General features: G+C 61.8%; 27 protein-coding genes. 14 read left to right on the forward strand and 13 right to left on the reverse strand.

The genetic code is table 11. The features are described from left to right. The 6 genes from PQU95_RS08165 to PQU95_RS08185 form a co-directional block, all read left to right on the forward strand. Window positions 1–186: hypothetical protein (locus PQU95_RS08165; RefSeq protein WP_272751544.1), on the forward strand; the 186-nt coding region annotated here is incomplete at its 5' end. 10 nt (window positions 187–196) lie between these two features. After that, on the forward strand, window positions 197–334 hold the full coding sequence (locus PQU95_RS18520) for an integrase core domain-containing protein (protein ID WP_441374802.1): 138 nt from the start codon (window positions 197–199) through the stop codon (window positions 332–334). A 671-nt stretch (window positions 335–1,005) separates the two neighbouring features. Continuing rightward, on the forward strand, window positions 1,006–1,257 hold the full coding sequence (locus tag PQU95_RS08170) for a helix-turn-helix domain-containing protein (protein ID WP_147694635.1): 252 nt from the start codon (window positions 1,006–1,008) through the stop codon (window positions 1,255–1,257). Between the two features lies 1 nt (window position 1,258). Then, a complete protein-coding gene (locus PQU95_RS08175; protein ID WP_272751545.1) occupies window positions 1,259–2,608 on the forward strand; it encodes a type II toxin-antitoxin system HipA family toxin in 1,350 nt (449 codons plus the stop codon). Window positions 2,609–2,807: 199 nt separating this feature from the next. Continuing rightward, a complete protein-coding gene (locus PQU95_RS08180) occupies window positions 2,808–3,620 on the forward strand; it encodes a MoaF C-terminal domain-containing protein (protein ID WP_272751546.1) in 813 nt (270 codons plus the stop codon). Window positions 3,621–3,664: 44 nt separating this feature from the next. Continuing rightward, entirely contained in the window at window positions 3,665–4,453 is a 789-nt protein-coding gene (locus PQU95_RS08185; RefSeq protein ID WP_272751547.1) for an SDR family oxidoreductase, read from the forward strand. Window positions 4,454–4,495: 42 nt separating this feature from the next. Here the strand turns inward: PQU95_RS08185 and PQU95_RS08190 are convergent, their stop codons facing one another. Beyond that, window positions 4,496–5,284: an SDR family NAD(P)-dependent oxidoreductase gene (locus PQU95_RS08190; protein WP_272751548.1), complete on the reverse strand. Its 789-nt coding sequence runs from the start codon at window positions 5,282–5,284 to the stop codon at window positions 4,496–4,498. A 132-nt stretch (window positions 5,285–5,416) separates the two neighbouring features. On the opposite strand from PQU95_RS08190, the gene hpaR reads away from it, so the two are divergent. Then, window positions 5,417–5,914 carry a homoprotocatechuate degradation operon regulator HpaR gene (gene hpaR / locus PQU95_RS08195; RefSeq protein ID WP_147694642.1) on the forward strand — a complete coding sequence of 166 codons (498 nt, stop codon included), beginning with the start codon at window positions 5,417–5,419 and terminating at the stop codon, window positions 5,912–5,914. Between the two features lie 74 nt (window positions 5,915–5,988). Here the strand turns inward: hpaR and PQU95_RS08200 are convergent, their stop codons facing one another. From PQU95_RS08200 to PQU95_RS08220, 5 genes are all read right to left on the reverse strand, one after another. Further along, entirely contained in the window at window positions 5,989–6,585 is a 597-nt protein-coding gene (locus PQU95_RS08200; RefSeq protein ID WP_272751549.1) for a DUF3156 family protein, read from the reverse strand. Continuing rightward, window positions 6,566–8,077, reverse strand: a complete 1,512-nt coding sequence (locus PQU95_RS08205) for an APC family permease (RefSeq protein ID WP_272751550.1) — start codon at window positions 8,075–8,077, stop codon at window positions 6,566–6,568. Before PQU95_RS08205 ends, PQU95_RS08200 begins: the two co-directional genes overlap by 20 nt. 85 nt (window positions 8,078–8,162) lie before the next feature. Then, window positions 8,163–8,873, reverse strand: coding sequence for a helix-turn-helix transcriptional regulator (locus PQU95_RS08210; RefSeq protein ID WP_272751551.1), 711 nt, complete (start codon window positions 8,871–8,873; stop codon window positions 8,163–8,165). Between the two features lie 36 nt (window positions 8,874–8,909). Continuing rightward, window positions 8,910–10,241, reverse strand: coding sequence for an aspartate aminotransferase family protein (locus PQU95_RS08215; RefSeq protein ID WP_272751552.1), 1,332 nt, complete (start codon window positions 10,239–10,241; stop codon window positions 8,910–8,912). Between the two features lie 94 nt (window positions 10,242–10,335). Next, window positions 10,336–11,835: an aldehyde dehydrogenase family protein gene (locus PQU95_RS08220; RefSeq protein WP_272751553.1), complete on the reverse strand. Its 1,500-nt coding sequence runs from the start codon at window positions 11,833–11,835 to the stop codon at window positions 10,336–10,338. Between the two features lie 498 nt (window positions 11,836–12,333). Between PQU95_RS08220 and PQU95_RS08225 the strand changes: the two genes are divergently transcribed. Then, a complete protein-coding gene (locus tag PQU95_RS08225; protein ID WP_272751554.1) occupies window positions 12,334–13,278 on the forward strand; it encodes a helix-turn-helix domain-containing protein in 945 nt (314 codons plus the stop codon). A 66-nt stretch (window positions 13,279–13,344) separates the two neighbouring features. Here PQU95_RS08225 and PQU95_RS08230 read toward each other — a convergent pair whose 3' ends face one another. The 7 genes from PQU95_RS08230 to PQU95_RS08260 all read right to left on the reverse strand — a co-directional run bounded on the left by PQU95_RS08230 (window position 13,345) and on the right by PQU95_RS08260 (window position 21,043). Further along, entirely contained in the window at window positions 13,345–14,457 is a 1,113-nt protein-coding gene (locus PQU95_RS08230) for a histone deacetylase-like amidohydrolase (RefSeq protein ID WP_272751555.1), read from the reverse strand. A 21-nt stretch (window positions 14,458–14,478) separates the two neighbouring features. Beyond that, window positions 14,479–15,669: an MFS transporter gene (locus PQU95_RS08235; RefSeq protein ID WP_272751556.1), complete on the reverse strand. Its 1,191-nt coding sequence runs from the start codon at window positions 15,667–15,669 to the stop codon at window positions 14,479–14,481. Window positions 15,670–15,708: 39 nt separating this feature from the next. Next, window positions 15,709–16,584 carry a transporter gene (locus PQU95_RS08240; RefSeq protein WP_272751557.1) on the reverse strand — a complete coding sequence of 292 codons (876 nt, stop codon included), beginning with the start codon at window positions 16,582–16,584 and terminating at the stop codon, window positions 15,709–15,711. Window positions 16,585–16,702: 118 nt separating this feature from the next. Then, on the reverse strand, window positions 16,703–17,689 hold the full coding sequence (locus PQU95_RS08245; protein WP_272751558.1) for a helix-turn-helix transcriptional regulator: 987 nt from the start codon (window positions 17,687–17,689) through the stop codon (window positions 16,703–16,705). 204 nt (window positions 17,690–17,893) lie between these two features. Beyond that, window positions 17,894–19,588, reverse strand: a complete 1,695-nt coding sequence (locus tag PQU95_RS08250) for a methyl-accepting chemotaxis protein (protein ID WP_272751559.1) — start codon at window positions 19,586–19,588, stop codon at window positions 17,894–17,896. Between the two features lie 55 nt (window positions 19,589–19,643). Further along, the gene (gene hpaA / locus PQU95_RS08255) at window positions 19,644–20,594 is read right to left on the reverse strand and encodes a 4-hydroxyphenylacetate catabolism regulatory protein HpaA (RefSeq protein ID WP_272751560.1); all 951 of its coding nucleotides are present in this window, start codon (window positions 20,592–20,594) and stop codon (window positions 19,644–19,646) included. Next, a complete protein-coding gene (locus tag PQU95_RS08260; RefSeq protein WP_272751561.1) occupies window positions 20,591–21,043 on the reverse strand; it encodes a GlcG/HbpS family heme-binding protein in 453 nt (150 codons plus the stop codon). Before PQU95_RS08260 ends, hpaA begins: the two co-directional genes overlap by 4 nt. Window positions 21,044–21,335: 292 nt before the next feature. Here PQU95_RS08260 and PQU95_RS08265 point away from each other — a divergent pair, with 292 nt between their 5' ends. The 6 genes from PQU95_RS08265 to PQU95_RS08290 all read left to right on the forward strand — a co-directional run bounded on the left by PQU95_RS08265 (window position 21,336) and on the right by PQU95_RS08290 (window position 26,924). Continuing rightward, entirely contained in the window at window positions 21,336–22,058 is a 723-nt protein-coding gene (locus PQU95_RS08265) for a fumarylacetoacetate hydrolase family protein (protein WP_272751562.1), read from the forward strand. Next, window positions 22,055–22,819: a fumarylacetoacetate hydrolase family protein gene (locus PQU95_RS08270; RefSeq protein WP_272751563.1), complete on the forward strand. Its 765-nt coding sequence runs from the start codon at window positions 22,055–22,057 to the stop codon at window positions 22,817–22,819. The genes PQU95_RS08265 and PQU95_RS08270 overlap by 4 nt, the downstream gene beginning before the upstream one ends. 56 nt (window positions 22,820–22,875) lie before the next feature. Continuing rightward, entirely contained in the window at window positions 22,876–24,336 is a 1,461-nt protein-coding gene (gene hpaE, locus PQU95_RS08275) for a 5-carboxymethyl-2-hydroxymuconate semialdehyde dehydrogenase (RefSeq protein ID WP_272751564.1), read from the forward strand. A gap of 87 nt (window positions 24,337–24,423) precedes the next feature. Further along, a complete protein-coding gene (hpaD, locus tag PQU95_RS08280) occupies window positions 24,424–25,272 on the forward strand; it encodes a 3,4-dihydroxyphenylacetate 2,3-dioxygenase (RefSeq protein WP_272751565.1) in 849 nt (282 codons plus the stop codon). Window positions 25,273–25,317: 45 nt separating this feature from the next. Next, entirely contained in the window at window positions 25,318–25,704 is a 387-nt protein-coding gene (locus PQU95_RS08285; RefSeq protein ID WP_272751566.1) for a 5-carboxymethyl-2-hydroxymuconate Delta-isomerase, read from the forward strand. A gap of 11 nt (window positions 25,705–25,715) precedes the next feature. After that, window positions 25,716–26,924 carry a multidrug effflux MFS transporter gene (locus tag PQU95_RS08290; RefSeq protein WP_272751567.1) on the forward strand — a complete coding sequence of 403 codons (1,209 nt, stop codon included), beginning with the start codon at window positions 25,716–25,718 and terminating at the stop codon, window positions 26,922–26,924. The last annotated feature ends 4 nt before the right edge of the window (window positions 26,925–26,928 follow it).

Below are 26,928 nucleotides of genomic sequence, written 5' to 3' on the forward strand. Positions count from 1 at the left end.
GTGGACCATGCCGATTCGGGATTGGAAGGCGGCGCTGACTCGCTTTACCATTCAGTTCGAGGAACGCATTCCACAGGCGTAACCCAAACCCCGTTTACACAAAAATTCGGACAGGCCCGCATCACACCGCACACGCCGGAGCAGAATGGCATGGTGGAACGGGTGATCCGCGCGTTGAAGGAGTAAGGAGTAGTGCGTGCACCGTCACCACCTTGAAAGCCTGGTGCACGCTAGCCGGGTGATTGCAGACTGGATCGGGTTCCACAACCACCGACGCCCGCACCAGTCTTTGGAGATGAAGACGCCGGCGATGGCGTATCAATTAGTAGCCTGACCTGTGCAGAAAGGGCTGGGTCATTACAGAGCCACGCATCATCCGGACGCGGTTTAAGTGCAGAAATGAGTACCTAAGCTAGTACATACTCAAAACGGAGGAGGGAAAACGCAAAACCCCTGATCCAATTTCTCAATTGAATCAGGGGTTTGTGTTTGGTTGCGGGAGCAGGATTTGAACCTACGACCTTCGGGTTATGAGGGCAAATTTTTGACGTCATCTGCCTCACCTTAGAATCACACGACACCAGAATCACTTTTCAAGACAGACACTTACCTAAAGCCATCGCGAACCTGCCTGGGAAATGCGAAGCGAAACAGGCACCGGAAAAGTGTCACACTTTTTTTCAGCAATTTGCAGGCTTTTTGACCGTCGGGCTGCCGGTTTTGCTGCGAGATGTCACTCCCCGCACTCATCAACAGCTTACTTACGATATACCGGCGGCCAACGTACTCCACATCGCCAACTCGCACCGCCAGCCCGTCAGTTGCGACTGCCGGCCACCGCAAGCTTCAGGCTACAAAACCTTCCTTCTCCACCGTGATTACCTGTCGGCCGCGACCAGATTTTCCACACCCTTTACGTTGTAAAATGAATTAACAACCTTGAAGTTGTATTTTTCATTTACAACACATAGGATGTAATGCGTACCCTGTACGGACTCGGATACCATGCACTATCCCATCATCACACCGGACCAATTGCCCGCCATGCTGCGCAGCCTACGCCAGCGCGCCGGACTCACCCAGACACAACTGGCCGAACGACTGGGCATCAGCCAGCAAAGCTATGCCCGGCTGGAAGCCCGCCCGGCCGCAGCCAGCGTGGAGCGGCTAAGCAAACTGCTACGGGCACTGGATGCCGAGCTGGTGATCCACACCCGCGATGACAAACAGACCACCGTCAGCGACGAGGCGTGGTGAGATGGGCCGCAAGAGTCACCGGCAACAGCTGAATGTATGGATGAATGGCTTATTGGTTGGCGAATGGGCGCTCACCCGTAGCGACGAAACCTTCAGTTACCACGATAGCTGGTTGTATCACCCGCAAGCACGGCCACTGTCGCTGTCGCTGCCGTTTTTACCCGGCAATGCCGCGTATCGCGGTGCCGTGGTCAATGCCTATTTCGATAACCTGCTACCCGATAGCGACAGCATCCGCCGCCGCCTGGCGCAACGCTACCGGCTGAGCGACAGCGCTGCGTTTACCCTGCTGGCCGCACTAGGGCGCGACTGCGTCGGCGCGCTGCAACTGCTACCACCCGACGAAACGCCGCAAGACTTGCACAGTATTCACGGGGAAGCACTGACAGAGGCAGACATCGCCAGCTTGTTGCAACAAACAGTGCACACTGGCGCACCAGGGCAACAGGAATATGAGGCCGACCTGCGCCTATCCATTGCCGGCGCGCAGGAGAAAACCGCTTTGCTGTACCACGCTGGGCGCTGGCAGCGCCCGCTAGGCAGTACGCCCACTACCCATATCCTGAAACTGCCCATGGGGTTGGTAGGTGGCATGCAAGCCGATATGCGCAGCTCGGTAGAAAACGAATGGCTCTGCGCGCAGCTGGTCGCCGCATTTGGCCTGCCGGTAGCCCGCTGCGACATCGCCCGCTTTGACGCGCAGAAAGTGCTGGTGGTGGAACGCTTTGACCGCCGGCTAGCCGCAGACGGCAGCTGGCTGATGCGCCTGCCGCAAGAAGACTTCTGCCAGGCTACCGGCACGCCCCCCCACCTCAAGTACCAGAGTGACGGTGGCCCAGGTGTGGCGCGCATCCTCGATATTCTGGCCGGCTCCGAAAACAGCGAAGCTGACCGCCAGCAGTTCTTCAAGACCCAAGTGGTGTTCTGGCTGCTGGCCGCCACCGACGGCCACGCCAAAAACTTCAGCCTGTTTCATCTGCCAGGTGGCCGTTACAGGGCAACGCCGCTATACGACATTTTGTCCGCCCACCCTGTCATCGGCCATGGTGCCGGCCAGGTAGCGCCACAAAAGGCCAAGCTGGCCATGGCGGTACGCGGGCAAAGCAATCACTACCTGATCGACCGCATCCAGCCACGCCACTGGCTGGCACAAGCACGCAGCAGCGGCCTGACCGAGGCATGGGCCAAGACACTGCTAAACGAGCTAGTAGATTGCACGGGCAAGGTACTGGAAGACGTTGCACAAACACTGCCGGCAGATTTTCCGGCGGAATTGGCACTGGCCATTTTTGATGGCATACGACGACAGCGAGACCGGCTGGCAGCAGGGCTGAGCGGATCAACCTCGTGAATCCTTAGAAACTCGCAATACCCGAAGAAAAGCAGAGGCGATTCAGACAGGCGCGCACCCAATATAGATATCCACACAACATCCAAGCAATCAGCGTGTAACACCGAGTCATCCCTCTGGCTGATACGCGCACAGGCAGCGCCTGACTACATTGCGAGCATCACCTGTCCGATGGTGACCCCTCGCAATGGAGACGCTCATGGATCAACCCGTATTCATCCAGGTCGGTGCGCTTGCCGACGGTTTTGCCCCCGCCAACCACACACTGCCTGCCTGCAACGAGCTCGCCGGCCGGCAGTTCCAGTTGCATGACGACACCGGTCGTGTCGCAGTACTCACTCTCAGCCAGCATGACGCACTGCAGCTGACGCAAGGCGACGTTACGCTGCACGCCCGCTGCCGTGTCACCTCGCTGCGGCCGCAGTGCTATCTGATTGATGGTTTACCGCAAGAAAACAGCCGGTCCTCGCTCAGCCTGGTGCTAGACCTTGCCCAAGGCCTGTTTACCCGCATCGACGGCCAATTGCCTGACGAAGCAGCAACCCGTATCGACCCGTTCCGGCGTGTGGCGCAAGGGCTGCCGCTGACGGCGGTGGAGGCTGTGATCACCCACGGTACGATAGATCGCCCAGTACAGACTGGCGAGCACCTGCATCACCCCACCGATGAGCTGATCGGCATGCGCAACCTGTACCGCTACAGCCAGACGGAGTGCTACGAACACATTTACTTGAATAGCCACTTCTATGCCTGGCAATGCCTGCAGGGCGTGGAGCAGGGGCTGGCCGATGTTGACCGCTGCTATTACGTGAAACTGGCTGATGCGCTGTACCTGTTCGTGTGGTGCGAAAAGATTGTGCCGACACTGGGCGTGGTGCTGATCGACCTGGCTCAGGGCAAGACCGACGGCAAGATTGTCGGCTACCAGGGCGGTGACTTCAGCGCGCTGTCCAACTTTGCAGTCGGCGCCCAGGCCCAGGTGCTGAACACCACCCGCCATCCGCTAGCCTGATCAATACGGGCAGCCCGCTAGCGGCTGCCCGTGCGGGAGACCTCATGCTTACCCCCTCTTACGTTCCCGACTTTGACCAGCATATTGTGCTGGTCACCGGCGGCGCACAGGGTATTGGCCTGGCGCTGTGCCGCGCCTTTGCCGCCCACGGTGCCCACGTCATCATTGCCGATCGCCAGGCGGAGCAGGCCGAAGCAGCCGCGCAGCAACTGCAAGCAGACGGTGGGCGGGCACAAGCCTGGCCCATCGACCTGGCAGACCCCGACGCCATCCGGCAGATGATGCTGGCCATCGGCCAGCAGCATGGCCGGCTGGATATCCTGCTGCACAATGCCGCCTACTTTCCGCTGACGCCGCTGGCCGAGATCAGTGAAGCCGTGCTTTCGCGCACCTTGGCCGTCAATCTGTCAGCTCTGTTCTGGCTAACCCAGGCAGCCCTGCCCTGGCTACCCAAACCCGGCGGGCGCATTCTGGCTACCTCATCGGTCACCGGCCCACGGGTGGCCTACCCGGGGCTAGCGCATTACGCGGCGTCAAAAGCTGGCGTCAATGGCTTCATCCGTGCCGCCGCACTGGAGCTGGCGCCTAGCGGCATTACCGTCAACGGGGTGGAGCCGGGCATGATCCGCACGCCAGCCATGGCCAATCTGGGGGATGATGCGATCAACGACAATATCGCCCGCGCTATCCCGCTGGGCAGGCTGGGCGAGGCGGCGGATATTGCGGCAGCCATGCTGTTTCTGGCATCCGGTGCGGCCAACTACATCACCGGGCAAACCATCGTGGTGGACGGCGGCGCCACCCTGCCGGAGACCTCGGTCGTTAGCTTGTAAGCGAAGCAGGCCGGTAGCCTCGCTACCGGCCTACCGGCTGACTTAGATGCGCGTAAATGCCAGGGTGGGAACATCCACGATGCTGGCGCCGCCATCGGCCACAATGCTGGCACCCGTCAGGATGGCCGCCTCGTCCGACAGCAGGAAGCGACAAATACTGGCAATCTCGTGCGCTTCTGCCGGCCGCCGCAACGGCACGTCAGCGGTGACACGCTGGTAAGCCTGATCGAGGCTATCGCCGTAATGCGCCATCAACGGCTGCATCTCTTCATCTGCCATCGGTGTACGTACCCAGCCCGGGCACACGGCGTTCACCCGGACACCATCAGGGCCGACATCCCGGGCCAGTGACCGCATCAGTCCCAGCAGGCCATGCTTGGCGGTGGTGTAACCGCACACACCCGGCCCTGCTGCCAGCGAGGCGATCGATGCCAGTAGCACGATGCTGCCACGGCGTTGCTTCAAGGCCGGCAGGCAGGCTCGGGCACTGGCAAAGGCAGTGCCAAGGTTGGCCGCCATCGCTTGCTGCCATTGCGCGTCATCCGTCTGCAAGATGTCACCCTGCCCCATACCGCCAGCGCAGGCCACTAAACCGTCAATCGCACCGTAATGCTGCAGGATGCTGACCAGCATGCGCTGCCAGTCGTCGCTGCTGGCGGCATCACCAGCCAGTGCCAGGCCGCCAGTCTCCGCAGCCACGGCCTCCAGCATTGCAGCACGGCGGCCAATCAATACCAGCCGGGCCCCCTCGGCAGCCAAACGGCGGGCACACGCCTGGCCAATACCGGTACCGGCGCCGGTAATCACGATGATCTTGTTGCGAAACGACATGGCAATCTCCTGGTGGGAAAACCCCAGTCTGCCTTGCCCCGCGGCCCTGCCCCATCCACCGGAGGGATGAGGTGCTGCCAGCCAGCATGTGAAATGTTAAGATATTCATCATTTAGACTTCAGACTTGCCTCATGGACCAGCATCTCCCGCATCAGCATCGTCTCCCCCAGCACCTGTTGCGCGCCCGCGAGGCCGTCATGGCGTACTTCCGGCCACTATTGAACGGTTTTGGCCTGACCGAACAACAGTGGCGCATCATGCGTCTGCTGGACGACCGCGGTGAAATGGAAGCCGGCATGGTGGCAGACCTGGCCTGCATCCTGTCACCCAGCCTCACCGGCATTCTGGTACGCATGGAAAAGGCCGGGTTGATTCATCGCCGTAAAGACAAAACCGATAGCCGCCGCCTGATCGTGTCGCTATCCGACAGCGGCCGCGCGCTGACGCACCAGATTTCGCCGCTATCCGCCGCCTGCTACCAGCAGATCGAGCAGCACTTTGGCGAGGCCAAACTGAGCCAACTGCTGCAACTGCTGGCCGAGCTGGAGCAGCTGCCGGCACCGGGCCAGGTCAGCGAGACTGCCGACAGCGACGGCGAGAACGAAGACTACAACACACCCGACGCGTAGCTGGGCCGAGACGTAACAAAGCACAAGGGCGCCTATGGCGCCCTTGTGCTTTGTCGGGAAAAAATCCGCTGGACTCATGCGGCCAACAAGGTGCGGCACACCTGCAGACTGCTCAGCATGGCAGTACGCTGCTCACTAACCAGCCGGATGTAACGGCGCATCGGTGGCAGCGTAGTCACCAGCTCGCTGGCACCAAAGTGCTCGATACACAGCTGCCAGCACCCTTCCGCCAGATACAGCTCACAGCGACGAAAATCCAGCGGCAGCAAGGCACGGATCACCAGCGGGTCGGTCTCCAGGCGACGAGCGATGGCAAGCAACGCCTCATCCCGGCTGCCTTCGACGGTGCAGGCAATGCCCTGCCGCCGCAACATACCGGTATGCCGAATCACCACCCGTGCCGGGGGCAGTGCTGCCAGCGTGGAGGACACAGGCACCAGCAGCCGGAACTCGCAGCACACGGTGTGGGCCAGGAACATCGACTCGACACGCTCCTGTACCGTGAAATGCAGGCCGTCGCCCACCGTGCACGTCATCGAGCTGTCGTCCTGCGTCGTGCACACCGCCCCCGCCAACGCCAGCTCCGGCTGTAGCCTGGCCAGCGTGGCACCGGCGCGGTATGCACGAGGCGGGCGCCCGCGGCGCCAGCGCTCAGCCCAGCGAGGCCACACGCTTCATTTCCTCATCGATCAGCGACTCATGGCCGGCCGCCTTGCCGAACTCTTCTTCCAGCAAGACTTCGATTTCTACCGGGCGGAAAGGGTTAACCTTCTGCACAAACACGGTCCACACCAGGGCGTACACCGCAGTCAGGCCCAGCATCACACCAAACGGTACGTAAATGTCGCGGCTGTTCATGCCCGGCGGGGTGATGAACCAGATAGCGATGATGATGCCGACACTGGACACGATCTGCGGCAGCGGAAACCACGGCGAACGATAGGCGCGTGGAAAGTCCGGGCGGCGGATACGCAACATCACCACCGAGATGTTCACCAGCAGGTAAGCCACGCCCCAGGCACACACGGCGGCCAGTACCAGCGGCATGATGCGGTCCAGATTGCCCTGGATGTACCAAGCGTGTGCACACGGGATGATGACGGCCACCAGGATACCCACCAGCGGGGTCTTGAAACGCGGATGCAAGTAAGTGAATGCACGGGGTAGAGCACCATCCAGCGCCATGCCGTACAGGATGCGCGGCAAGGCGGCGATCAGCGTATTGATGGTAGCGGCACCGGCAAACAGCAAGCCAATACCCAGCCAGATTTTACCGAACGGCCCCATGACTTGCTCGGCAAACGCCGGAATGGCCATCGGGGTATCCAGCAAGTGTGGGCCTTGCGGATTATTCGGGTCCATCGGCACGTTGGCTACCTGATGCACCATGGCTGCACCGTACAAGAACATGGTGCTGGCCACCCCGGTCAGGCCCAGCTTGGCGGCCAGCGGAATATTACGGCTGGCGCGTTTCAGCTCCGGCGCCAATGGTGTCACCAGCTCGAAACCGACAAACATGAACATGGCCATACCGATCAGACTCAGCACGCCGGTGGGGTCGGACAGGTCCAGCGGACTACCGAACCAGCCTTCAAAATGTACTGCTGGCGCTTTCATCAGGCCAATAACACCGAAGATGGTCAGCGTCGCCCACATCACAAAGGTGAGAACGATTTCGGCCTTACCGAAGATGGTGATTCCCAGGGCATTCAGCACGCCAAACAAAATCACCAGCCCTACCCCCACTAGCCATGAATAGCCACTGCTTTCCATCATGGTATTCAGGTGTTCAAAGTTTACGAGTGCCATGACACCGGAAAGAATGGTTTCGGCCGTACCGGCAAAGACGTGTACCAGCAAGTAGGCCGAAATCGTGCCAGTAATGGCAAAAAAACGACCCATACCACAAGAGATATAGTCGTATACCGCACCCGAAGTCGGCAACATAGAAGCCGCCTCGGAAAATGTGGTGGCCTGTGCCTGCATCATCACCCAGGCTATCACCATGGCTAGCGCGAAGGTACTGCCGCCGATGCCAAAGCCACTGGTAGCGGTCAGGATCACCGGGCTGGCCATGATGACACCGACCGAACTGGCCAGCGCCACCGGAAAGCCCACCACCCCCTGATCGAGGTAGCGACTCAGTTTCTGCTGAATGCTCATTGTTGGGACTCCTTTGATGTTCTCGCTTTGTAGCCGGCACCCTGTATTGGGTTTTATCGCGGGGCCGGTTGTCACTAGGCCCAATCTAAATGACCAGGCCGGGCGCCATACTGTCCGGTAGCTGCTCAAACAGACAGCGTGTCAGGGCAGTACGGTTGTTTACGCCAAACTTGCGGTAGAGGTGCTGCAGGTGGGTCTTCACCGTAGGCACACCCATATCCAGCAAGCGGGCAATGGTTTTGTTACTGGCACCGTCACGCAACAGCAGTGCCACCTCTTGCTCCCTGGGAGTCAGGGCAACCTCACTAACCAGCATCGGGTCGGCCAGTGGCAGGTGGCTGCCGGCAGCCAACTCCAGCAAACCGTGCAGATGCTGCAAGGTCTGCACTTCCTGCCCGGTAAAGCTGCCTAGCGTGGCGTCGCGGATCAGGGAAAACCCCGCCACCACGCGCCCGCCACGCCGAATGAATAGCTCCACCACATCGTGCATGCCGTGCCGCGCCATGAAACGGCCATAACGCGACTGCTGCAGACGGCCAGCCGGCAACGCTTCGCTGACCGGCATCACCGTGGTATCGGGGCCAAAGCGTACCGGCAACAGCGGGTCATGCTGCTGGTAATGCGCGAGATAGTGCTGATGGGTGCCACCCGGCATGCCCTGCAGCAGGTAGTGACGTGGCTGCTGCAGGGCATCCACCTGGTAAAAGGCACACGCACTCACCGGCACCAGGCCGGTGAGGCTGCTCATGCTACAACGGGCATAGTGCGCCACGACGGCAGAAACGGTAGAAGTCATGGTCACGGCTCCGTCAGGCAGTGAGGCGTTGCGCGATCAGGCGCCGGCGAAACCGGCATCCAGTGCCGAGACGATGGCGTCCAGTTGCGGCTGCTGGATAACCAGCGGCGGTGACAGGATGATCTTGGTGCCCACCGGGCGCACCAGTACACCGTTTTCGCGGGCGATTTCTGCCACGCGGTTGGCGTAACCACCCATCGGGTCTACCGGCTCGCGGGTAGCTTTGTCCACCACCAGATCCAGCGCCACCATCAGACCTTTGCCACGCACTTCGCCCACGGCTGCGTACTTGTCGACAAACGGTTTCAGCTTGGACAGCAGGTACTCACCTTGTGCAGCAGCATTGCCCGGCAGGTTTTCGTCGCGCACGATCTTCAGGTTGGCGATGGCGGCCGCGCAGGCAACCGGATGGCCGGAGTAGGTGTAACCGTGCATGATGGCGCCGCCAAAATCGGCATTGGCAGCAAAGGCGTCGGCCACACGCTGGTTGACCACGGTGGCACCCAGCGGCACGTAGCCGGAGGAAATGCCCTTGGCCAGACACATGATGTCCGGTGCGACGCCCCACAGGCGGCTGCCGAACATGGAACCGGAACGGCCAAAGCCGGTAACGATTTCATCCGCAATCAGCAACACGCCGTATTTGTCACACACCTGACGGATCAGCGGCCAGTAGGTGGCCGGCGGCACAATCACGCCACCGGCGCCCTGGATCGGCTCGGCAATGAAAGCTGCAACCGTATCCGGGCTCTGGAACAGGATTTCGCGCTCCAGCATCTGGGCACAGATTTCAGCCAGCTCTTGCGGGTCTTCGGTAAACGGGTTGCGGTAGGTCCACGGCGTTTCCACATGGAAGCAGCCCGGCAGCATCGGCTCGTAATTGCGGCGGAAAACAGTGTTGCCGTTTACGGAGGCACCACCGAAATGGGTACCGTGGTAGCCCTGCTTCAGCGAGATGAACTTGGTGCGGTCCGGTTGGCCTTTCACGCGCCAGTACTGGCGAGCCAGCTTCAGTGCGGTTTCTACGGCATCGGAGCCCCCGCTACTGAAAGCCACACGAGCCATGCCTTCCGGCTTCAACATGTCGATGATGGTGGCAGACAGCTCTTCGGCGCGCGGGTGGCTGATACCGTCAAACAGCTGGAAGTACTCCAGCTCGTCCAGCTGGTTGACGATGGCTTGTTTGATCTCGGCACGGTTGTGGCCAACGTTCACGTTCCACAGGCCGGCAACACCGTCTACCAGTTGGTGACCCTTGTCGTCGTATACGTAGCAACCGTCACCACGCACGATGCGGATGGGTTCGCGGCGCTGCATCTCGTTGGGGTGCAGCATGGGGTGCCAGAAGCGGGCTTGATCGTAAGACATGGCAAGACTCCTTCAAAAAACGTGGCCGGCAGTCGCGGCGTAAAAGTAGGATGCGGCCCGGCTGGCCGGCAGCCGGCAGGGCGAATGACAGGGATTAGTGGGCGATGCACACCGACTTGAGCTCGGTAAAGCTCTCCAGCGCGGCACGGCCGAATTCGCGGCCAACCCCGGACTGTTTGTGGCCACCGAACGGCATGTTCGGGTCCAGCGGAATGTGGCTGTTGACCCACACCGTGCCGGCCTGGATTTTCGGCACCACGTTCATCACCAGCGACAGGTCATTGCTCCACACGCTGGCGGCCAGGCCATAAGGTGTGTCGTTGGCCAGATGTACGGCTTCGTCCATGCTGTCGAACGGCATGGCAACCAGTACCGGCCCGAAGATTTCCTCGCGTACCACGGTACTGCGGTGATCGACGTTGCTCAGCACGGTCGGCTGCACAAAGTAGCCAGGCAGATCGGCAGCTTGGCCACCGGACAGCACCCGAGCCCCTTCAGCACGGGCAATATCGATGTAACGGCACACCGACTGCTGCTGGCGAGCGGACACCAGCGGGTTGATCTGGGCGTTCAGGTCCATACCGGCACCGATGGTCATGCTGCTGGCTGCAGCGGCCAACCCTTCTACGACCTGGTCAAACTTGCTGCGATGGATATAAATGCGCGAAGCAGCGGCACAGACTTGCCCCTGATTGAGGAAGCCGCCCATCATCGCGCCCTGGATGGCCTTGTCCACGTCCACATCGCCAAACACCAGCATCGGGTTCTTGCCGCCCAGCTCCAGCGAGAAGCGCGCCATGTTGTCGAGTGCGGCATGACCCACGGTCTTGCCGACTTCGGTAGAGCCGGTAAAGGTAACCTTGCTCACCAGCGGATGACTGGCCAGCGCCTGGCCGGCACGGCTGCCCCGGCCGGTCAGCACGTTGACCACGCCCGGCGGAATGCCGGCTTCCAGTGCCAGCTCCCCCAGACGCAAGGCAGTCAGCGGGGTTTCGGTGGAGGGTTTCAGCACGATGGTGCAGCCAGCCGCCAGGGCGGGAATCAGCTTCCAGATGGCAATCATCAGCGGGAAATTCCACGGCACGATGCCGGCCACCACGCCCACCGGCTCACGGCGGGTGTAGGCGGTGTAACGGGCCCCCTGCGGCACCGGAATCGACACGTCCATGGTTTCGCCGGTGATCTTGGTCGCCCACCCGGCCATGTAACGTACGTATTCAATGGCGGCCCCTACCTCGATGGCGCGGGAGATATGGATGGACTTGCCCTGGTTGAGGGTTTCCAGCTGCGCCAGCTCTTCGGCGTGCGCTTCCAGTACATCGGCCAGCTTGAGCAGGATCCGTTCGCGGTCGGCAGGACGCAGGCCCGACCAGGCCCCGGAGGTAAAGGCACGATGGGCGCTGGCTACCACGGTATCCACATCGGCAGCATCGGCATCAGCTACGCTGGCAATTACCTGCCCGGTTGCCGGGTTGCGTACCTCGATACGGCCGCCCGCTGCGGCGGCAACCGATGCCCCATCCACCAACAGCCCATGTTCCTTGCGCAGGAAGGCATTCACCTCGTCCAGCACGGGTACCAGGTTCTGATCCATCCTTGTTCTCCTCATTGAAATTGACGCAACCCCGTCATCACGGGTTGGCCGCATCCCCCAGCGGTGCATCCTGCACCCACGCCAGGTATCCAGCACGGCCTTGACGTATATCAATGTACTCGGTGCATTTGCCGCGGCTTATCCCAAATCGGCAAACCCTGCGCCCGGCCCAAAATGGCCGTGGCATCAGGGTTTCCGGGGAGCGATGTGGCCAACTGTCGCGCCGCTGTCACACTGCTGACATCGTCATCAAGCCTTGTTGCCATTGACTTGCACACTGTCCGACAAGCAAATAGATAATATGTTAACTATTTTTTTCATCGCACCCCGGCTTTCACGGTGACGAGGCGCAGTCGCTACGGGATACTGGCTTGTCGGCAAACGGCAACGCCGGGTAGAACCGGGCCGGCAGGCAGTCGCCCTCCACCGGTGCCCAGGTGGCAAAACCAGAAAAACGACAGCACTGCTGCCGAAACAGACACACAGGATGCTCACACCATGCAGGCCCACCACCACTATTTCAGCGATGCCCAGCAGCATGCTGCGTCACTGGCCGACTGGAACCAGGTCTACGACCAGATCACGGCCGGACGCTTCCACAGCTCGCTGCAGCGGCTGAACACCGGCCAGCTTGATATCTTCCGTGAGACCATCAACCAGCGCGTGGTGCAGCATGGTCAGGCGCCGGCAGACATGGTGCACTTTGCCGTGCCGCTGAGCCTGTCGGTGCCGCTGTCGCTGCAAGGGTGTCAGGTAGGCGATAACGCGGTGATGGCCTTACGCAGTAATGAAGAATTCGTGTTCCACGTACCACCGCAGGTGGATTCATTGCAGATTTCCATCCGTAACAGCGACCTGGAAACCCTGGCGCCCGAGCTTTGGCAACGGCTCAGCCGCCACCGCCAACGTCTGCCGGTACTGCAAACTAGCCCGCAGCAGCTGCAAGCCGCACGCGTGCTGCTGCTCAATGCCTTCGAACAAGCACTGCACAATGCTGACTTGCTGAATTTTGCCGGCAGTCAGAAGTTGATCCAGCACCAGTTCATCAGCCTGCTACTGGACCTGCTGCATGACGTGGCACCGGACGAACGCCCCAATCTCACCCACGCCACCCATAGCGACATCGTGCGCCGCAGTCAGGCCATCGTGCAGCGCAGCCCGGACGAACCGGTGACCGTACTGGACCTGTGCCAGCAGCTGCGTGTCAGTCGCCGTACCCTGCAAAACAGTTTTCAGCTGATTACCGGCACCACGCCGGTGGATTACCTGCGTTCCATCCGCCTGAACGGCGTACGCCGCATGCTGCAAGCGGCACCGGCGCAGAACAGCGTGCGTGAAGCTGCTGGCCACTGGGGCTTTTACCATCTGGGCCATTTTTCGCGAGACTACCGCAAGCTATTTGACGAACTGCCATCGGAAACCCGCAGCCGCGCCCTCGCCTGAGCCCTGATACACCATCAAAAAAACGCCGTTCCCCTGAAGGAACGGCGTTTTCTCTACCCCCTGACGTCAGAGACCGTAGCTGACGGCCATCTCGTCCAACAGCTGACGCTGTAGCTGCTGCATCGCGGCCGCCGGCTGCTGCAGCCGGATGAAATCCAGCAGTGGGTCCGCCACCGCCGTCCGTACCCCGGACAACGCCTCCAGTACGGCCAGACCGCAAAACGGGACATAGGCTTCCGCGTACCCACCCTCGTGCACCAGTACCAGCTTGCCATCAGCGTACTGTTCGGCGGCCTCACGCGTCAGCTCTGTCATCATGCGGAAGGTATCGCTGTGTGCCAGCATGCGTGCCAGTGGGTCGACACCGTTGGCGTCATAGCCGCAGGCCACCACAATCAGCTCCGGCTGGAAGCGCGCCAGCGCCGGTAGCACGATGCGCGTCATCGCATACTGGTAGGCGTCATGGCCACCGCCCGGCAGCAGCGGCACATTGAGGTTAGCACCCAGCCCTTCACCAGCCCCCCGGTCCTCAACCCCGCCATAGCCCGGCGGGAAGCAGCCATCCTGATGCAGAGAGATCGTGAGCACATCACCGCGCTCGTAAAAGATGCTCTGCGTGCCGTTACCGTGGTGCACATCCCAATCCAGGATGGCGACCCGTTTCACCCCGTACTGTTGCCTCGCTGCTTCCACCGCGATAGCGATATTGGACAAGAAGCAAAACCCCATCGCCTGATCCCGCAGACAATGATGGCCGGGTGGGCGTGACAACGCATAGGCGTTGTCCAACTCGCCGCTCATCACGGCAGACACGGCGGCCAGCGCCAGCCCCGCAGACAGACACGCAATTTCGTAACTGCCGGGTCCAATCGGAGCGTGGTCACCCAATTCCCCGCCGCCGGCATCGCTCAGCGCCTTGAAACGCGCCAGATACTCGGCAGGGTGCACGCGTAACAGTTGTTCGGTAGTGGCCGCCGGCGCCGAGCGTTGCAGCAGACTACGGCCCAGACCGGAGATGTCCATCAGGTTCTTCAGGCGGCGCTTGCTCTCGGGCGACTCGGCATGGCCTGCCCCGGAAGGCGGTTGTACCCAGCCGCCAACCGGCAGGGTGAGGGCATGCTGGCCGGCGCTGTGCCAGAAGCAAAGCTCGTCAAAATAGAAACCGGTACGTCGAGACATGACATGTACTCCAGAATAGGGTTAGACACGGGTACGACGCTGTAACCACAGCATCATGCCCAGCGACACAGCCGCCATGGCCACCGCCAGTTGCAACAGCAACTGAAAGCTGCCACCGTTGGCCGCAATGATCTGGCCGGCCACCGCGGGCCCGATCGCCAGACCTGCGCCGATCACCAGATTGATGGCACTCATCATCCGGCCCCCACGATCCAGATGGGCAAGACTGGCCAGAATGAATGGCAACACAAAGGTCCAGGCAAACTTGAACAGGAAGGTCGCCACCGTAAAGCGCGGCATGGCGGGCTGCCACAGCAGCAACAGGATGGCCGCCATCATCATCAGGTAGCCGGCCAGCAGCACATGCACGCGGCGGATGCGCTGGCCGAGTAGCGCCGCACACACCGCGCCCACGACGCCCAGCAAGGTCGCCATGGCGAGAATGTTGCCGCTTTGCTGAGCATCGATACCGGCCTGGCTAGCCAGGCCTCCGGCAAAGGTCCAGACGCCGCTCAGACTGATGTAAAAACTCAGTACGGCGGCACAACCCAGCACCTGCCAGCGGCGATCACCACCGACCTCAGGGGTAGCCTGTGGCTGTGACGAACGCTGCGGTGACGCACCGCTTGGCAGGTAGCGAGCTAGCGGCAGGCACAGCACCATCAAGCCGGCCAGGCCGGCATAGCAGGCTGCAATACCGTAGCGTGCGGACAGCGCCGGCAGCAGAATCAGGCCGAGGGCACCCAGCACCAGTTGCCCCATCACCCAAAGGCTGTACACACGATCCGGATTGCGCGTCTGCGCCGCCGCCGACATACACAGCACCATCAGCGAGCCCCCCGCCAGCGCACTAAGGAAGCGGCAAACCAACAAGCCGGTGTAGGACGCCACCATCAACGATGCCAGGTTGGCCGCAATAAACCCCAGCCCCGCCACCAGCGTGGCACGCTGCCAATGGCTACGCGGCAGCCAGTACCAGGCTGGCAGCGAGGCCAGACTCATGGCCCCCAGCTCTGCAGCAAACAAGTTGCCAATAGCCACTGGCCCCCAGCCAAACTGCAGGGCTAACTGCCCCGCCACGGCCGGCGCCATCAGCAGTACCGCAGGCACCACCGCGGCAAAGGCCACAATAGCCAGTAACAAACCGCGTTCCGAGTCCGCTATACGCTGGCCCGGTACGGGTGACACCGCTATCTGAGAAAAGTCACTCATCGGGATTTCCTTCATCAAAAAGTCGGCATATGCCTGCCCTTAATAGGCGTGGACGAAACGCAGCATGGCTTGGCTGCCGTGGAAGGTGTTTTCGGACTGAACGTTCTTGCCCACGCTGACCATCAGCTGGTTCTGCCTGTCCAGCGCATGCCCCAGCTCCAAGCCCAATTGGGTGTAACGCTGTCGAGTACCGGCCAACGGGTTGCCGTTATAGGACAACTCGCCACCCCGAGCGTGATAGACACGCAGGGCACCGTAGGTCGCTGGGGTAAAGTCGTAGGAAGCAAACGCCTGCAGCCGGTACAACGGCTTTTGCTTAAGGGTGGCACCGTCGTAATCGTCGTTGCGGCCAAACAACTGCGCCTCCAGCGATGACTCCAGTACCCATTGGCGCCCCACCCCACGGGTGTAATTGAGGAGGAAGGTCGCCCCCCAGCGATTGGCCCCAGGCGAAACATCGGGCTGCTTGCGGTCATAGTGCCCCACCGGCAAGGTCACCAGCGTCAGTAAACCGCCGTACTCGCGCTGGGATGGGTTGTTGACGTAAAACAGCGTGCCACCCACTTGCGGGTCTGCCAGACCGCGTTGTGATTGCGATTGCGTCCGGCCGGGCAATTTGGCTTCGATATCGGCCAGCGGCACGATGAACTGCGGTGTGCACAGGGTGCCGCAGGCGTCGGTAAATAGTACGTGGCGATACACCAGAGCCCGAGTGTCCAGCGAGGCCGAGCGATCATCGCCGGCCTGCCCATTGAAGCGGTTGGCGGTGGTTGTCGGCAGATAAAGCAAGCCAAGCTGAGTGCCGCTAGGGGCTGCAAAAAAGTCGCGTGCATTGGTGTCTGCAGCCATCAGAGGCAGTGGACTGCCGACCGCGAGACAGACGACAAAGCCGAGAAAACGACGAGAACGAGACATGTGTGACTCCTGTGTAGTGAGTTTGTTATGGGCAAAGCTCCGCCCTCAGGCCTAACAGCGCCTTATGGCAGGATGGGGTCAACCTCGTCGCCCGATCGGCGGACGAGACGAAAACGGCTTAGGACATCGGCGGCCGCTGGTGCAGCAAGTGGGCAATGCCCGCTTTGCCACTGATGCCGAGCTTGGTGTAAATGGAACGGATGTGATGGCGGACGGTATGAGGTGACATGCCAAGCTGGCGGGCAATTTCCTTATAAGTCAGCCCCTGACCAAATAAGCGAGCAACGTCGTTCTCGCGGGAGGACAGCTGTGCCATCGCACAGTGGAAGCGGGCTGTCAGCAAATACAAATCGTTGATCTGCTTTGCCTCGATCTGCAGCCGACGCCCCTGATAACCCTGCGGCCGCACGCTGGCCGGCAATGCTGGGCCGGACCACTCGGGCCACTCGCTGAGCAACAGGTCCACAAACGCCGGCTCAGCACTTTGCAATACCCCCATGCCGTCACACACGGCCAGCGCCAAGCGCTGCTCATGGCTATCGAGCGATAGCCGCAACGTTTGCAGGGTACGAAACTGGTTCAGCGATACCGCCGCCGCCAGGTGCGGCATCAGACATGCCAACAGCTCGCACTCAGCGGGTGTAAACGCTACCGCATCGGGACGGCGATAAAGTGCCAGGTGGTCACTGAGCTGGGTAACGCCATCAGTACAGATCACACACAACAGCTCGCCGATATCATGACGCTGTCCCAACCAGCGCAGCCCGTCCGTCGCATCCGACGCCTGCATATTGACCACCACAGCCACTCCCGGCTTGGCATGTACACGGGCAACGGTAACATCCTGATGGCGAATGGCCTTCCAGTCGTCTACGTACGATTCCGGCAGGCCAAACAGGAAGGAACTGTGCTCATGTGGCCCGCCCTCGCCCTGTGCAGCCCGTCCCCACCATGCTTTGTCGAAAGGCAGCATCGGGCGCAAGCACTCCAGCACGGTCTGGTGGAAGCGCGACAGCGACTCCTCGCGCGCCAGTCGGTAAATTTCCAGCAGAACCGCACTAAGTGCGGCCAGACTGCAGGTTGAAGCCATACCAGCGTCTTGCATGATGGGTCTCCTTGCGATGCGGCGTGTGGGGTCCGGTAGCCTGCTTTTTTGTATTGCCTCTTGGGGGCTGAATCGAGTGTGACGCACCCTGTGTAGCACCACCATCCTTCAGATGAGGGATAAGAACAAGCGATAATAAAAAAAGCGCCCATCGGGCGCGCAAAGGAGAAATGGCCCGGCAAGCACCGGACCACGGGAGAGCCATTACACCGCACCGCCCTGCCAGCGCTGCTCGATAGCAGCGCGCCGCGCGCCGGGCAGAAAGTCAGCCAGGAAGGTATTGATGGCCTGCAGCAAGGCGGTGTTTTCTGCCAGCGGAGCCACAGCAACACAGTAATGCCACGGTGTGGGTGTCAGCGGGGTAGGCAAGATATCGAGGCGCCCCCGCCACGGGCTGGCCGCATCCACTGCCGCCCAGTGGAAAATGGTGCGCTCCACAGCAAAGGCATCGACACTGCCCTCAGCCACCGCGGCATGAATGCGCCGCTGATCGGAATACAGCAACAGGTTGGCCAGCTGCACGCGACCGCCAGGCACGTCTTGGTTTGCCTGCCAGCGCACCCCGGCAGCCTGCAATGCCGCCAGGGCACTCGGGTCATTGCCCACCCCCAGCACCTTGCCGTCCAGGTCGTCCAGGCTGCGGATACGGCTATCGCCGGCGCGGCGTACCAGCACGAAGGGCGTGGTGCAGTACGGCTGCGATAGCCACAGCCCTGGCAATGCAATGCCGGCAGGCATGGCACTCCAGACCAGATCGGCTAGCGGCTCGCCCGGTTGCCGGCCAAAGTGCAGCAAGTCCGGACACTGATCCCAGCTATGCTCGACAAACTGCACCCGCACCCCAAGCCAACCGGCAAAAGCCGTGGCGTAATCGATATCCAACCCCTGTAGCGCCTGGCCATCGCGCAAACGAAAAGACAGTCCGGTAAAGGCCGGTTCCACCGCCACACGCAGTAACCCACGGGCACGGATGTCGGCCAATCGATCGTAAGCAGCCTGCACCGGCAACTGCTGCTGACGCAACAACTGCTGCACCGCCTGCTGGCGCTGGGCCACTGGCTGCGGCAAAGCTTCCGCCAGACTATTGGCCACGCGGGCAGCCCGCTCGGCATGGCCTAGCAGCAGCGCGGCACGCTGGGCCACCTGCGGCGCTGCTTCGGTCACCAGCCGGTTGGTATCACTCAGCGCCTGCATATTGCTACCCAGCGCATCAAATAATTGCGCCATGTCGCCCAGCCGTATGCCCAGCCGGTCGATCAGCGACGCCAGCTTGGCATCGCTGGCGCTGACCAGCGCGGCAACCTGCTGTTGCACCTCCCCCAGATCCATGTGCTGCATGGCCAGCGCCGAGCTTTCCAGCGTGCGCTGTGCCAGACGGCGGACTTCATCGGCCACCACGGCAAAGCCGCGGCCCTGCTCCCCGGCCCTGGCAGCCTCGATAGCTGCATTCAGCGCCAGCAGGTTCACCATCTTGGCGATGTCGCTGGTTTCTTCGATCACCCCCAGCGCCTGCGCGGCCTTGTGATCAATCAGCGCAACGGCGGCGGCCAACTCACGCCGGATATCACCGGCTACCTGCGCCACTTCGGCGGCCAGTGCCTGGCGCAGGCCATCGGCGATGCTGGCACTTTGCTGCACCTGGGTGGCCGACTGCGTCAGGGCCGATTGCATGCGGCTGCTGCGGACTTCGATTTCTGCGGCCAACTGCCGCTGGGCATCCAGGCCACGCACCATGCCGTGCTGCATGGCCGTCACCGTGTGCAGCAAGCGGACAACCGGCGCGTCATCCACGGCGGGCAACACATCGCCGGCAGTCGAAGACGGCGGTGCAACGTCAGCAAGCGGCAACAGGCGCGCGGTATCGGGCCGGCGCCAGGCGCGGCGAAAAACAGACAGCATGGCATCACTCCTTGAGGTGGGGCGATGCAGTATCTGTGCGCCGACGCAACAGGGGCTATCCGGAATCGGCAAATCGAATCGGCGGCGGCAGCGACTCGGCCTGCAGGTTGGCCGCACGATAATCGCTGGGGCTGCGCCCGGTGTCGCGCAGGAAAAAACGTGAAAAATACGCTGGGTCCTTGAAGCCCAGGTGGTAAGCAATTTCGTTGATCGAACTGCCGGAAAAAATCAGCAAGCGTTTGGCTTCCTGTAATAGCCGGTCATGCACCAGCCGTTTGGATGGCAGGTCGGCCAGACGGCGGCAGATGTCGTTGAGCCGGGCTTCGGTTACGCCGATCTGCTCGGCGTAACGCCACAGCGCCCAGTGTTCGCGGTAGTGCTGCTCGATCAGGGCGTTGAAACGGTGGTAAATGTGCAAGTCTTCGCGGCGAAAGTGCTGCTTGTCGCCTGCTTCGCTGGCCAGACGGAGCAAGCTGATCAGCAATAGCTGAGTCAGCCCTTGCAGTGCCAGTTCACGCCCGGCCGCCGCCTCCGTGAATTCCGCCGCCAGCAAGGCAAACAGCTGAGGCAAGCGTGCTGCCTCGGTGGCCAGCGCCTCAGGTACGTTGCCCAGCTCGACACAGAATGGCGTCATCAGCCGAAGCTCGGTTTCCTGCCGGGGCAAGGTGGCCAGCAGCTGCCACACCAGCTCTTGCCGTACCGTCAGCACGTGCCCGTCGGCATCTTCTTCGGTAATGAAGGCGTGCGGCACGGTCGGTGGCGTCATGAAGAACAGCGGCGCCCGAGCGATGTATTGCGCCTCCTCCAGATACAGCCGTATCTGCCCGCTGGCGAGGTAATGCACCTGAAAAAACCGGTCGTGACGATGCACCGGCATATTGCGGCCAAAGAATGCCGCCAGCTTGCCAAACCGCTCGTAGGACACTTCTGCAGCGGCATAGGGGCTGTCGTATTCCTTGCCGATATCGATATTAGGGATAGGGCTGCGTTCACGCGCCACGGTCATACCTCCACACCAATGGCCGCCAGACCGGCAGCGGCACAGGCCACGTCTTGCGCCTCGCTGGCACCGGACACCCCGATGGCTCCGATGCGTTCGCCCCCCAGCAGGATAGGCAGGCCGCCACCAAAGCCGGCAAAGCGTGGCCGGCCGTAGAGACCAGCCCGGACAGCGTCACTGCGCTCGGCCAACCGGGTAGCCCACTGCTCGGTCGCCATGTTGAAGCTGGCTGCGGTATAGGCTTTGTCCATCGCGATTTCGACAGAATGCAGCGGCGCCTCCTCGCAACGCAGAAAGGCCAGTAGCACCCCACTACGGTCCACCACCGCAGCATTGACCCGCACACCCAACAGGCACCCATGCGCCACGGCGGCTTCGACAGCCTGCAGCGCAGCTGCCGTCGTGAGCGACCGGCAAACATAGGCCAGACTGGATGTATCGCAAGGTGTAGACATGAGTTTCTCCTGGTAAGGGGCAGATGACTGCACAAGCAAGGTGCGCCTTGCCTGCGAAAAGTACCGGCTTCCCGGTGCAAAGTACACGTGATCCGCCGGCATAGTGAACATATTCAGCAAATGCTTTAGCCGGGGTGTTGACAAGAACAATCAGCGCGCCGTATAAATTTAACATGTTAACTAATTTGCAGCAGCAGGCCGCCAAAGGTTGGCCGCCGGCCTGCAAGCCACCCAAGCAGAAGGAGCAAGCATGGCGCGTGGACGCATTTTGCTTAATCGACAGGTTCGCGACATGACGCTGCAAGCAGACGGCAACCTGTTGCTAGATAACGGCAACCCGTTAATGGAAAGCCCGCAATGGCTGGCACCGGTTACCGGTACCGTCTACGGCGCAGCGCTCAATCATTGCTCGCTAGTCGAGTCGCTGGCCGGTGCCTTTGAGGACGCCCCCTACAAAGCCGCGCCCCAGGCCCCGGTGCTGTTCATCAAGACCAGCAACACCCAGATCGGCCACGGCGCCCCCATCCCGTTTCCGGCAGGCGTCGACCGCATCCAGGCCGGTGGTGCTCTGGGCATCGTCATCGGCAAGACCGCGCGCAAAGTCAGTGCCGAACAAGCGCTGGCTTACGTGACCGCCTACACCGTGGTGAACGAGGTCAGCCAACCGGAAGACAGCTTCTACCGCCCTGCGGTCAAGGCCAAATGCCGTGATGGTTTCTGCCCCATCGGGCCATGGCTGATCGATGCCCGCCGCGTCGACCCGCACACGCTGGTAGTGGAAACCTACGTTAACGGCACCCTGCGCGAAACCAACCGCTGCGCCGATCTCGTCCGCAGCGTACCGCAGCTGATTGCCGACATCTCCAGCTTCATGACCCTGGAACCCGGCGACCTGCTGATTGCCGGCACGCCGCTGCGCAGCGTGGACCTGCAAGCCGGTGACACCGTGACCATTGCCATTGACGGCATCGGCCGCCTGGAAAACCCCGTTATCGCAGAGGAGGCCGCACGATGAAACACGCCCGCATCCGCTATCAGGGCCAGACACACAACGTCCTGGTCAACGAGGATCACAGCGTTACCGTCAACGGCCAGCGCCTGTCCGCAGACGACGTCACCTGGCTGCCCCCGGCGCAGGGCACCGTGTTCGCCCTGGGCCTGAACTATGCCGACCATGCTGCCGAGCTGGCCTTCAAGGCGCCCACCGAACCGCTGGTTTTCCTGAAATCGCCTAGCACCCTCACCGGTCACCAGCAGGTGTCGGTTCGCCCGGACAACGTGGCTTACATGCATTACGAGTGCGAGCTGGTCGTCATCATCGGCAAGACCGCGCGACACGTCTCCCGCGAACACGCCATGGACTACGTGGCCGGTTACAGCGTCTGCAATGACTACGCCGTACGCGATTTCCTCGAAAACTACTACCGCCCCAACCTGCGCGTGAAAAACCGCGACACGCTGACACCGATCGGGCCGTGGTGGGTAGATAAGGCTGACGTGGCCGACCCGGCCAATCTGACGTTGCGCACCTGGGTTAACGGCAAGCTGACCCAACAGGGCAACACCCGCGACATGGTGTTCGACATTCCTTTCCTCATCGAATACCTGAGCAGCTTCATGACGCTGTCGCCCGGCGACATGATTGCCACCGGCACGCCGGAAGGGCTGGCAGATGTCGTGCCAGGTGACGAAGTGGTGGTGGAAGTGGAAGGCGTTGGCCGCTTGGTCAACCGCATCGTCAGTGAGACCGAATACGAAAACCTGCGAGGCCGTTGAGCCGCAACAACCCCGATTCAGCGGTGCGGCAGCGCCGCACAGCCAAGGAAGACATCATGATCAAGCACTGGATTAACGGCCGCGAAGTCGAAAGCAAGGACACCTTCACCAACTTCAACCCGGCCACAGGCGAGGCCATCGGCGAAGTCGCCAGCGGCGGCGCCGACGAGATCAACGCGGCGGTCGCGGCAGCCAAAGCTGCCTTCCCGGCCTGGTCCAACACCCCGGCCAAAGAACGGGCGCGCCTGATGCGCCGTCTGGGCGAACTGATCGACCAGAACGTACCGCGTCTGGCCGAGCTGGAAACCCAGGATACCGGTCTGCCCATCCACCAGACCAAGAACGTGCTGATTCCGCGCGCTTCGCACAACTTCGACTTTTTCGCCGAGGTGTGCACCCGCATGGACGGCCACACCTACCCGGTGGACGACAGCATGCTGAACTACACGCTGTACCAGCCGGTAGGCGTTTGCGGCCTGGTCTCGCCGTGGAACGTGCCGTTCATGACGGCTACCTGGAAAACCGCGCCCTGCCTGGCACTGGGTAATACCGCTGTACTGAAGATGTCGGAACTGTCGCCACTGACCGCCAACGAGCTGGGCCGTCTGGCGATGGAAGCCGGCATTCCGGTAGGTGTGTTCAACGTGGTGCAGGGCTACGGTGCCAATGCCGGCGACGCGCTGGTACGCCACCCGGACGTACGTGCCGTGTCGTTTACCGGTGGTACCGCTACCGGCCGCCGCATCATGCAGAGTGCCGGCATCAAGAAATACTCGATGGAACTGGGTGGCAAGAGCCCGGTGCTGATTTTCAACGATGCCGACCTGGAGCGTGCACTGGACGCGGCCCTGTTCACCATCTTCTCGCTCAACGGTGAACGCTGCACTGCCGGCAGCCGCATCTTCATCCAGGAAGGGGTGTATGACGAATTCGTCGCCGAGTTTGCCCGTCGTGCCCGCAACCTGATCGTAGGCGACCCGCAAGACCCGAAAACTCAAGTCGGCTCCATGATTACCAAGGCACACTACGACAAGGTTACCGGTTACATCCGTATCGGTATGGAAGAAGGCGCAACCTTGCTGGCCGGTGGTCTCGAGCGGCCGGCCAACCTGGCCCCCCATCTGCAGAACGGCCACTTCATCCAGCCGACCGTGTTTGCTGACGTGGACAACCGCATGCGCATTGCCCAGGAAGAAATCTTCGGCCCGGTGGTCTGCCTGCTGAAATTCAAGGACGAAGCCGAAGCACTGCGACTGGCCAATGACGTGGAGTACGGCTTGGCGTCGTACATCTGGACCCAGGACATCGGCAAGGCCCATCGTCTGGCCCGTGGCATCGAAGCCGGCATGGTATTCATCAACAGCCAGAACGTCCGCGACCTGCGTCAACCGTTTGGCGGCGTAAAAGCGTCGGGTACCGGCCGCGAAGGCGGTGCTTACAGTTTTGAAGTGTTTACCGAAATCAAGAACGTCTGCGTCTCGATGGGCAGCCACCACATCCCGCGCTGGGGCGTATAAGCCGTGATGGCCAGGCCACCGCCTGGCCATCACCACAAGACCCTACCACCCCACCGCCAACGTTTACAGAGAATCGAGGAGACCACCATGGGCAAACTTGCGCTTGCCGCCAAGATCACCCACGTACCATCCATGTACCTGTCCGAGCTGGACGGGCCGCACAAGGGCTGCCGTCAGGCCGCCATCGATGGTCACAAGGAAATCGGCCGCCGTTGCCGTGAGCTGGGCGTGGACACCATCGTCGTGTTCGATACCCACTGGCTGGTGAACTCCGGCTATCACATCAATTCGGCCGCGCACTTTGCCGGCATCTACACCAGCAACGAGCTGCCACACTTCATCAAGAATATGCCATACGAGTACCAAGGTAACCCGGTGCTGGGGCGCCTGCTGGCCGATGCGGCCACTGCAGCCGGCGTGCACACCCGCGCTCACGACAACACCACGCTGGCACTGGAGTACGGCACGCTGGTACCGATGCGCTACATGAACGAAGACCAGCATTTCAAAGTGGTATCCGTTTCTGCGCTGTGTACCGTGCACAACCTGCAAGACAGCGCCACGCTGGGCGCTGCCATGCGCCGTGCCATCGAAGAACAGTACGACGGCACCGTCGCCATCTTTGCCAGCGGCTCGCTATCGCACCGTTTTGCCCAGAACGGCGTGGCCGACCAGTACCTGCACAAGGTGTGGAGCCCGTTCCTGGAAACCCTGGACCACGAAGTGGTGGAAATGTGGCAACGCGGTGACTGGAAAACCTTCTGCGCCATGCTGCCGGAGTACGCCGACAAGGGCCACGGTGAAGGCTTCATGCACGACACCGCCATGCTGCTGGGCGCGCTGGGCTGGGACGAATACCGTGGCAAGGCCGAGGTGGTAACGCCCTACTTCGGCAGCTCCGGCACCGGCCAGATCAACGTCATCCTTCCCGTGTAATGCCACCGGCCACCGTCTCACCCGGCGGTGGCCCTGGAGACCGTCATGCCGCACTTTATTCTCGAATGTACCGACAACATCCGCGAACAGGCCGAGCTGCCGGAACTGTTCCGCAAGGCTCACGACTTCCTGATCGGCACCGGCCTGTACCCGGTAGCCGGTATCCGTAGCCGTGTCCACTGGCTGGACACCTGGCGCATGGCCGATGGCGAGGCTGACTACGCCTTTGTGCACATGTCGCTGAAAATCGGTTACGGCCGTAGCGCAGAAGAGCGTGAATACACGGCCCAAGGGCTGTTCGAACTGATCAAGGCGCACTTCCAGCCGCTGTTCGACACCCGCTACCTGGCCCTGACTTTCGAGCTTAGCGAGCTGCCACAGCAATTGAGCTACAAGCACAACAACGTCCATCAGCGCTTCCGCCCGGCCTGAGCCCCACCCGCATGAACACGCACGCATCCGCCCCCGAGCGCCTGATCTGGCTACTTGCCGCCCTGGTCGCATTCGGCCCGCTATCGATCGATCTCTACCTGCCTGCGCTGCCGGCCATTGCGGCCAACCTGCACGCACCGGTCGGGCTGATCCAGCTGACCATCGGCGGCTTTCTGGGCGGGTTCTGTCTGGGCATGTTGCTGTACGGCCCGCTGTCCGACCGCTACGGCAGACGGCCGGTGCTGCTGTTTGGCATCTCGCTCTACCTGCTGGCCAGCCTGGCTTGCATGTTGGCCGCAAGCGGCGAGCAGCTGGTTGCGCTGCGCGTGATACAGGGCATCGGTGGCGGCGCCGGCAGTGTGCTGGGCCGGGCCATGGTGCGCGACCTGTTTCCACTGGCACGCGCAGCCCAGGTGCTGTCTACCTTGCATCTGGTCACCATGATCGCTCCCCTGCTGGCCCCGCTACTCGGCGGCCTGCTGCTGCAATGGGCTGGCTGGCGCAGCCTGTTTCTGGCGCTGACGATCTTTGCCGCGCTGATCCTGTTGCGGGTCGCCTTGCGCCTGCCGGAAACCCACCCGCCAGCACAGCGCCATAGCGCCGGCTTGGCTAACGCGTTTCTGGCTTACCGGTCGGTACTGGCTTGCCGCCACTCGCTAGGTTATCTGCTGGCGCTGGGCCTGACATTCGGCGCGATGTTTGCGTACATCACCGGCTCGCCGTTTGTGTACATCCATTACTTCGGCGTGCCGGCACAACACTACGGCTGGCTGTTCGGGCTCAACATCGTCGCCGTCATCGCCTTCACCTGGCTGAACAAGCGCCTGGCCATACACAGCAACGCCGACACCTTGCTGCAGTGGCAGACCGGCGCCATCGCCGTCGCAGGCGCGGCCTTGTGGCTGGCGGGTGCCGGTTCGCTAACGGCAGTCGTCCTGCCGCTGCTGGTCAGCGTTGGCCTCACCGGCTCGGTGGGCGCCAATTGCATGGCCAGGCTGCTGCAACAGCACGCCAGCCGGGCAGGCGCCGCCATGGCGCTGGCCGCCAGCGGCCAGTTTGCCGCGGGCATGCTGGCCAGCGCTGCCGTAGCCCGGCTGCACGACGGTACCCCGGCCGCCATGTGCTTGGTGATTGCCCTGTGCGGTACCGGTGCCTGGCTGAGCCTGCAACTTCAACGTCTGGCGACGCCCGCGTCGTCAGCCACGTCTACCCCCATGTGAGCAC

It is taken from the genome of Vogesella aquatica (assembly GCF_028548455.1).
GTDB classification, from domain to species: Bacteria; Pseudomonadota; Gammaproteobacteria; order Burkholderiales; family Chromobacteriaceae; genus Vogesella; species Vogesella aquatica.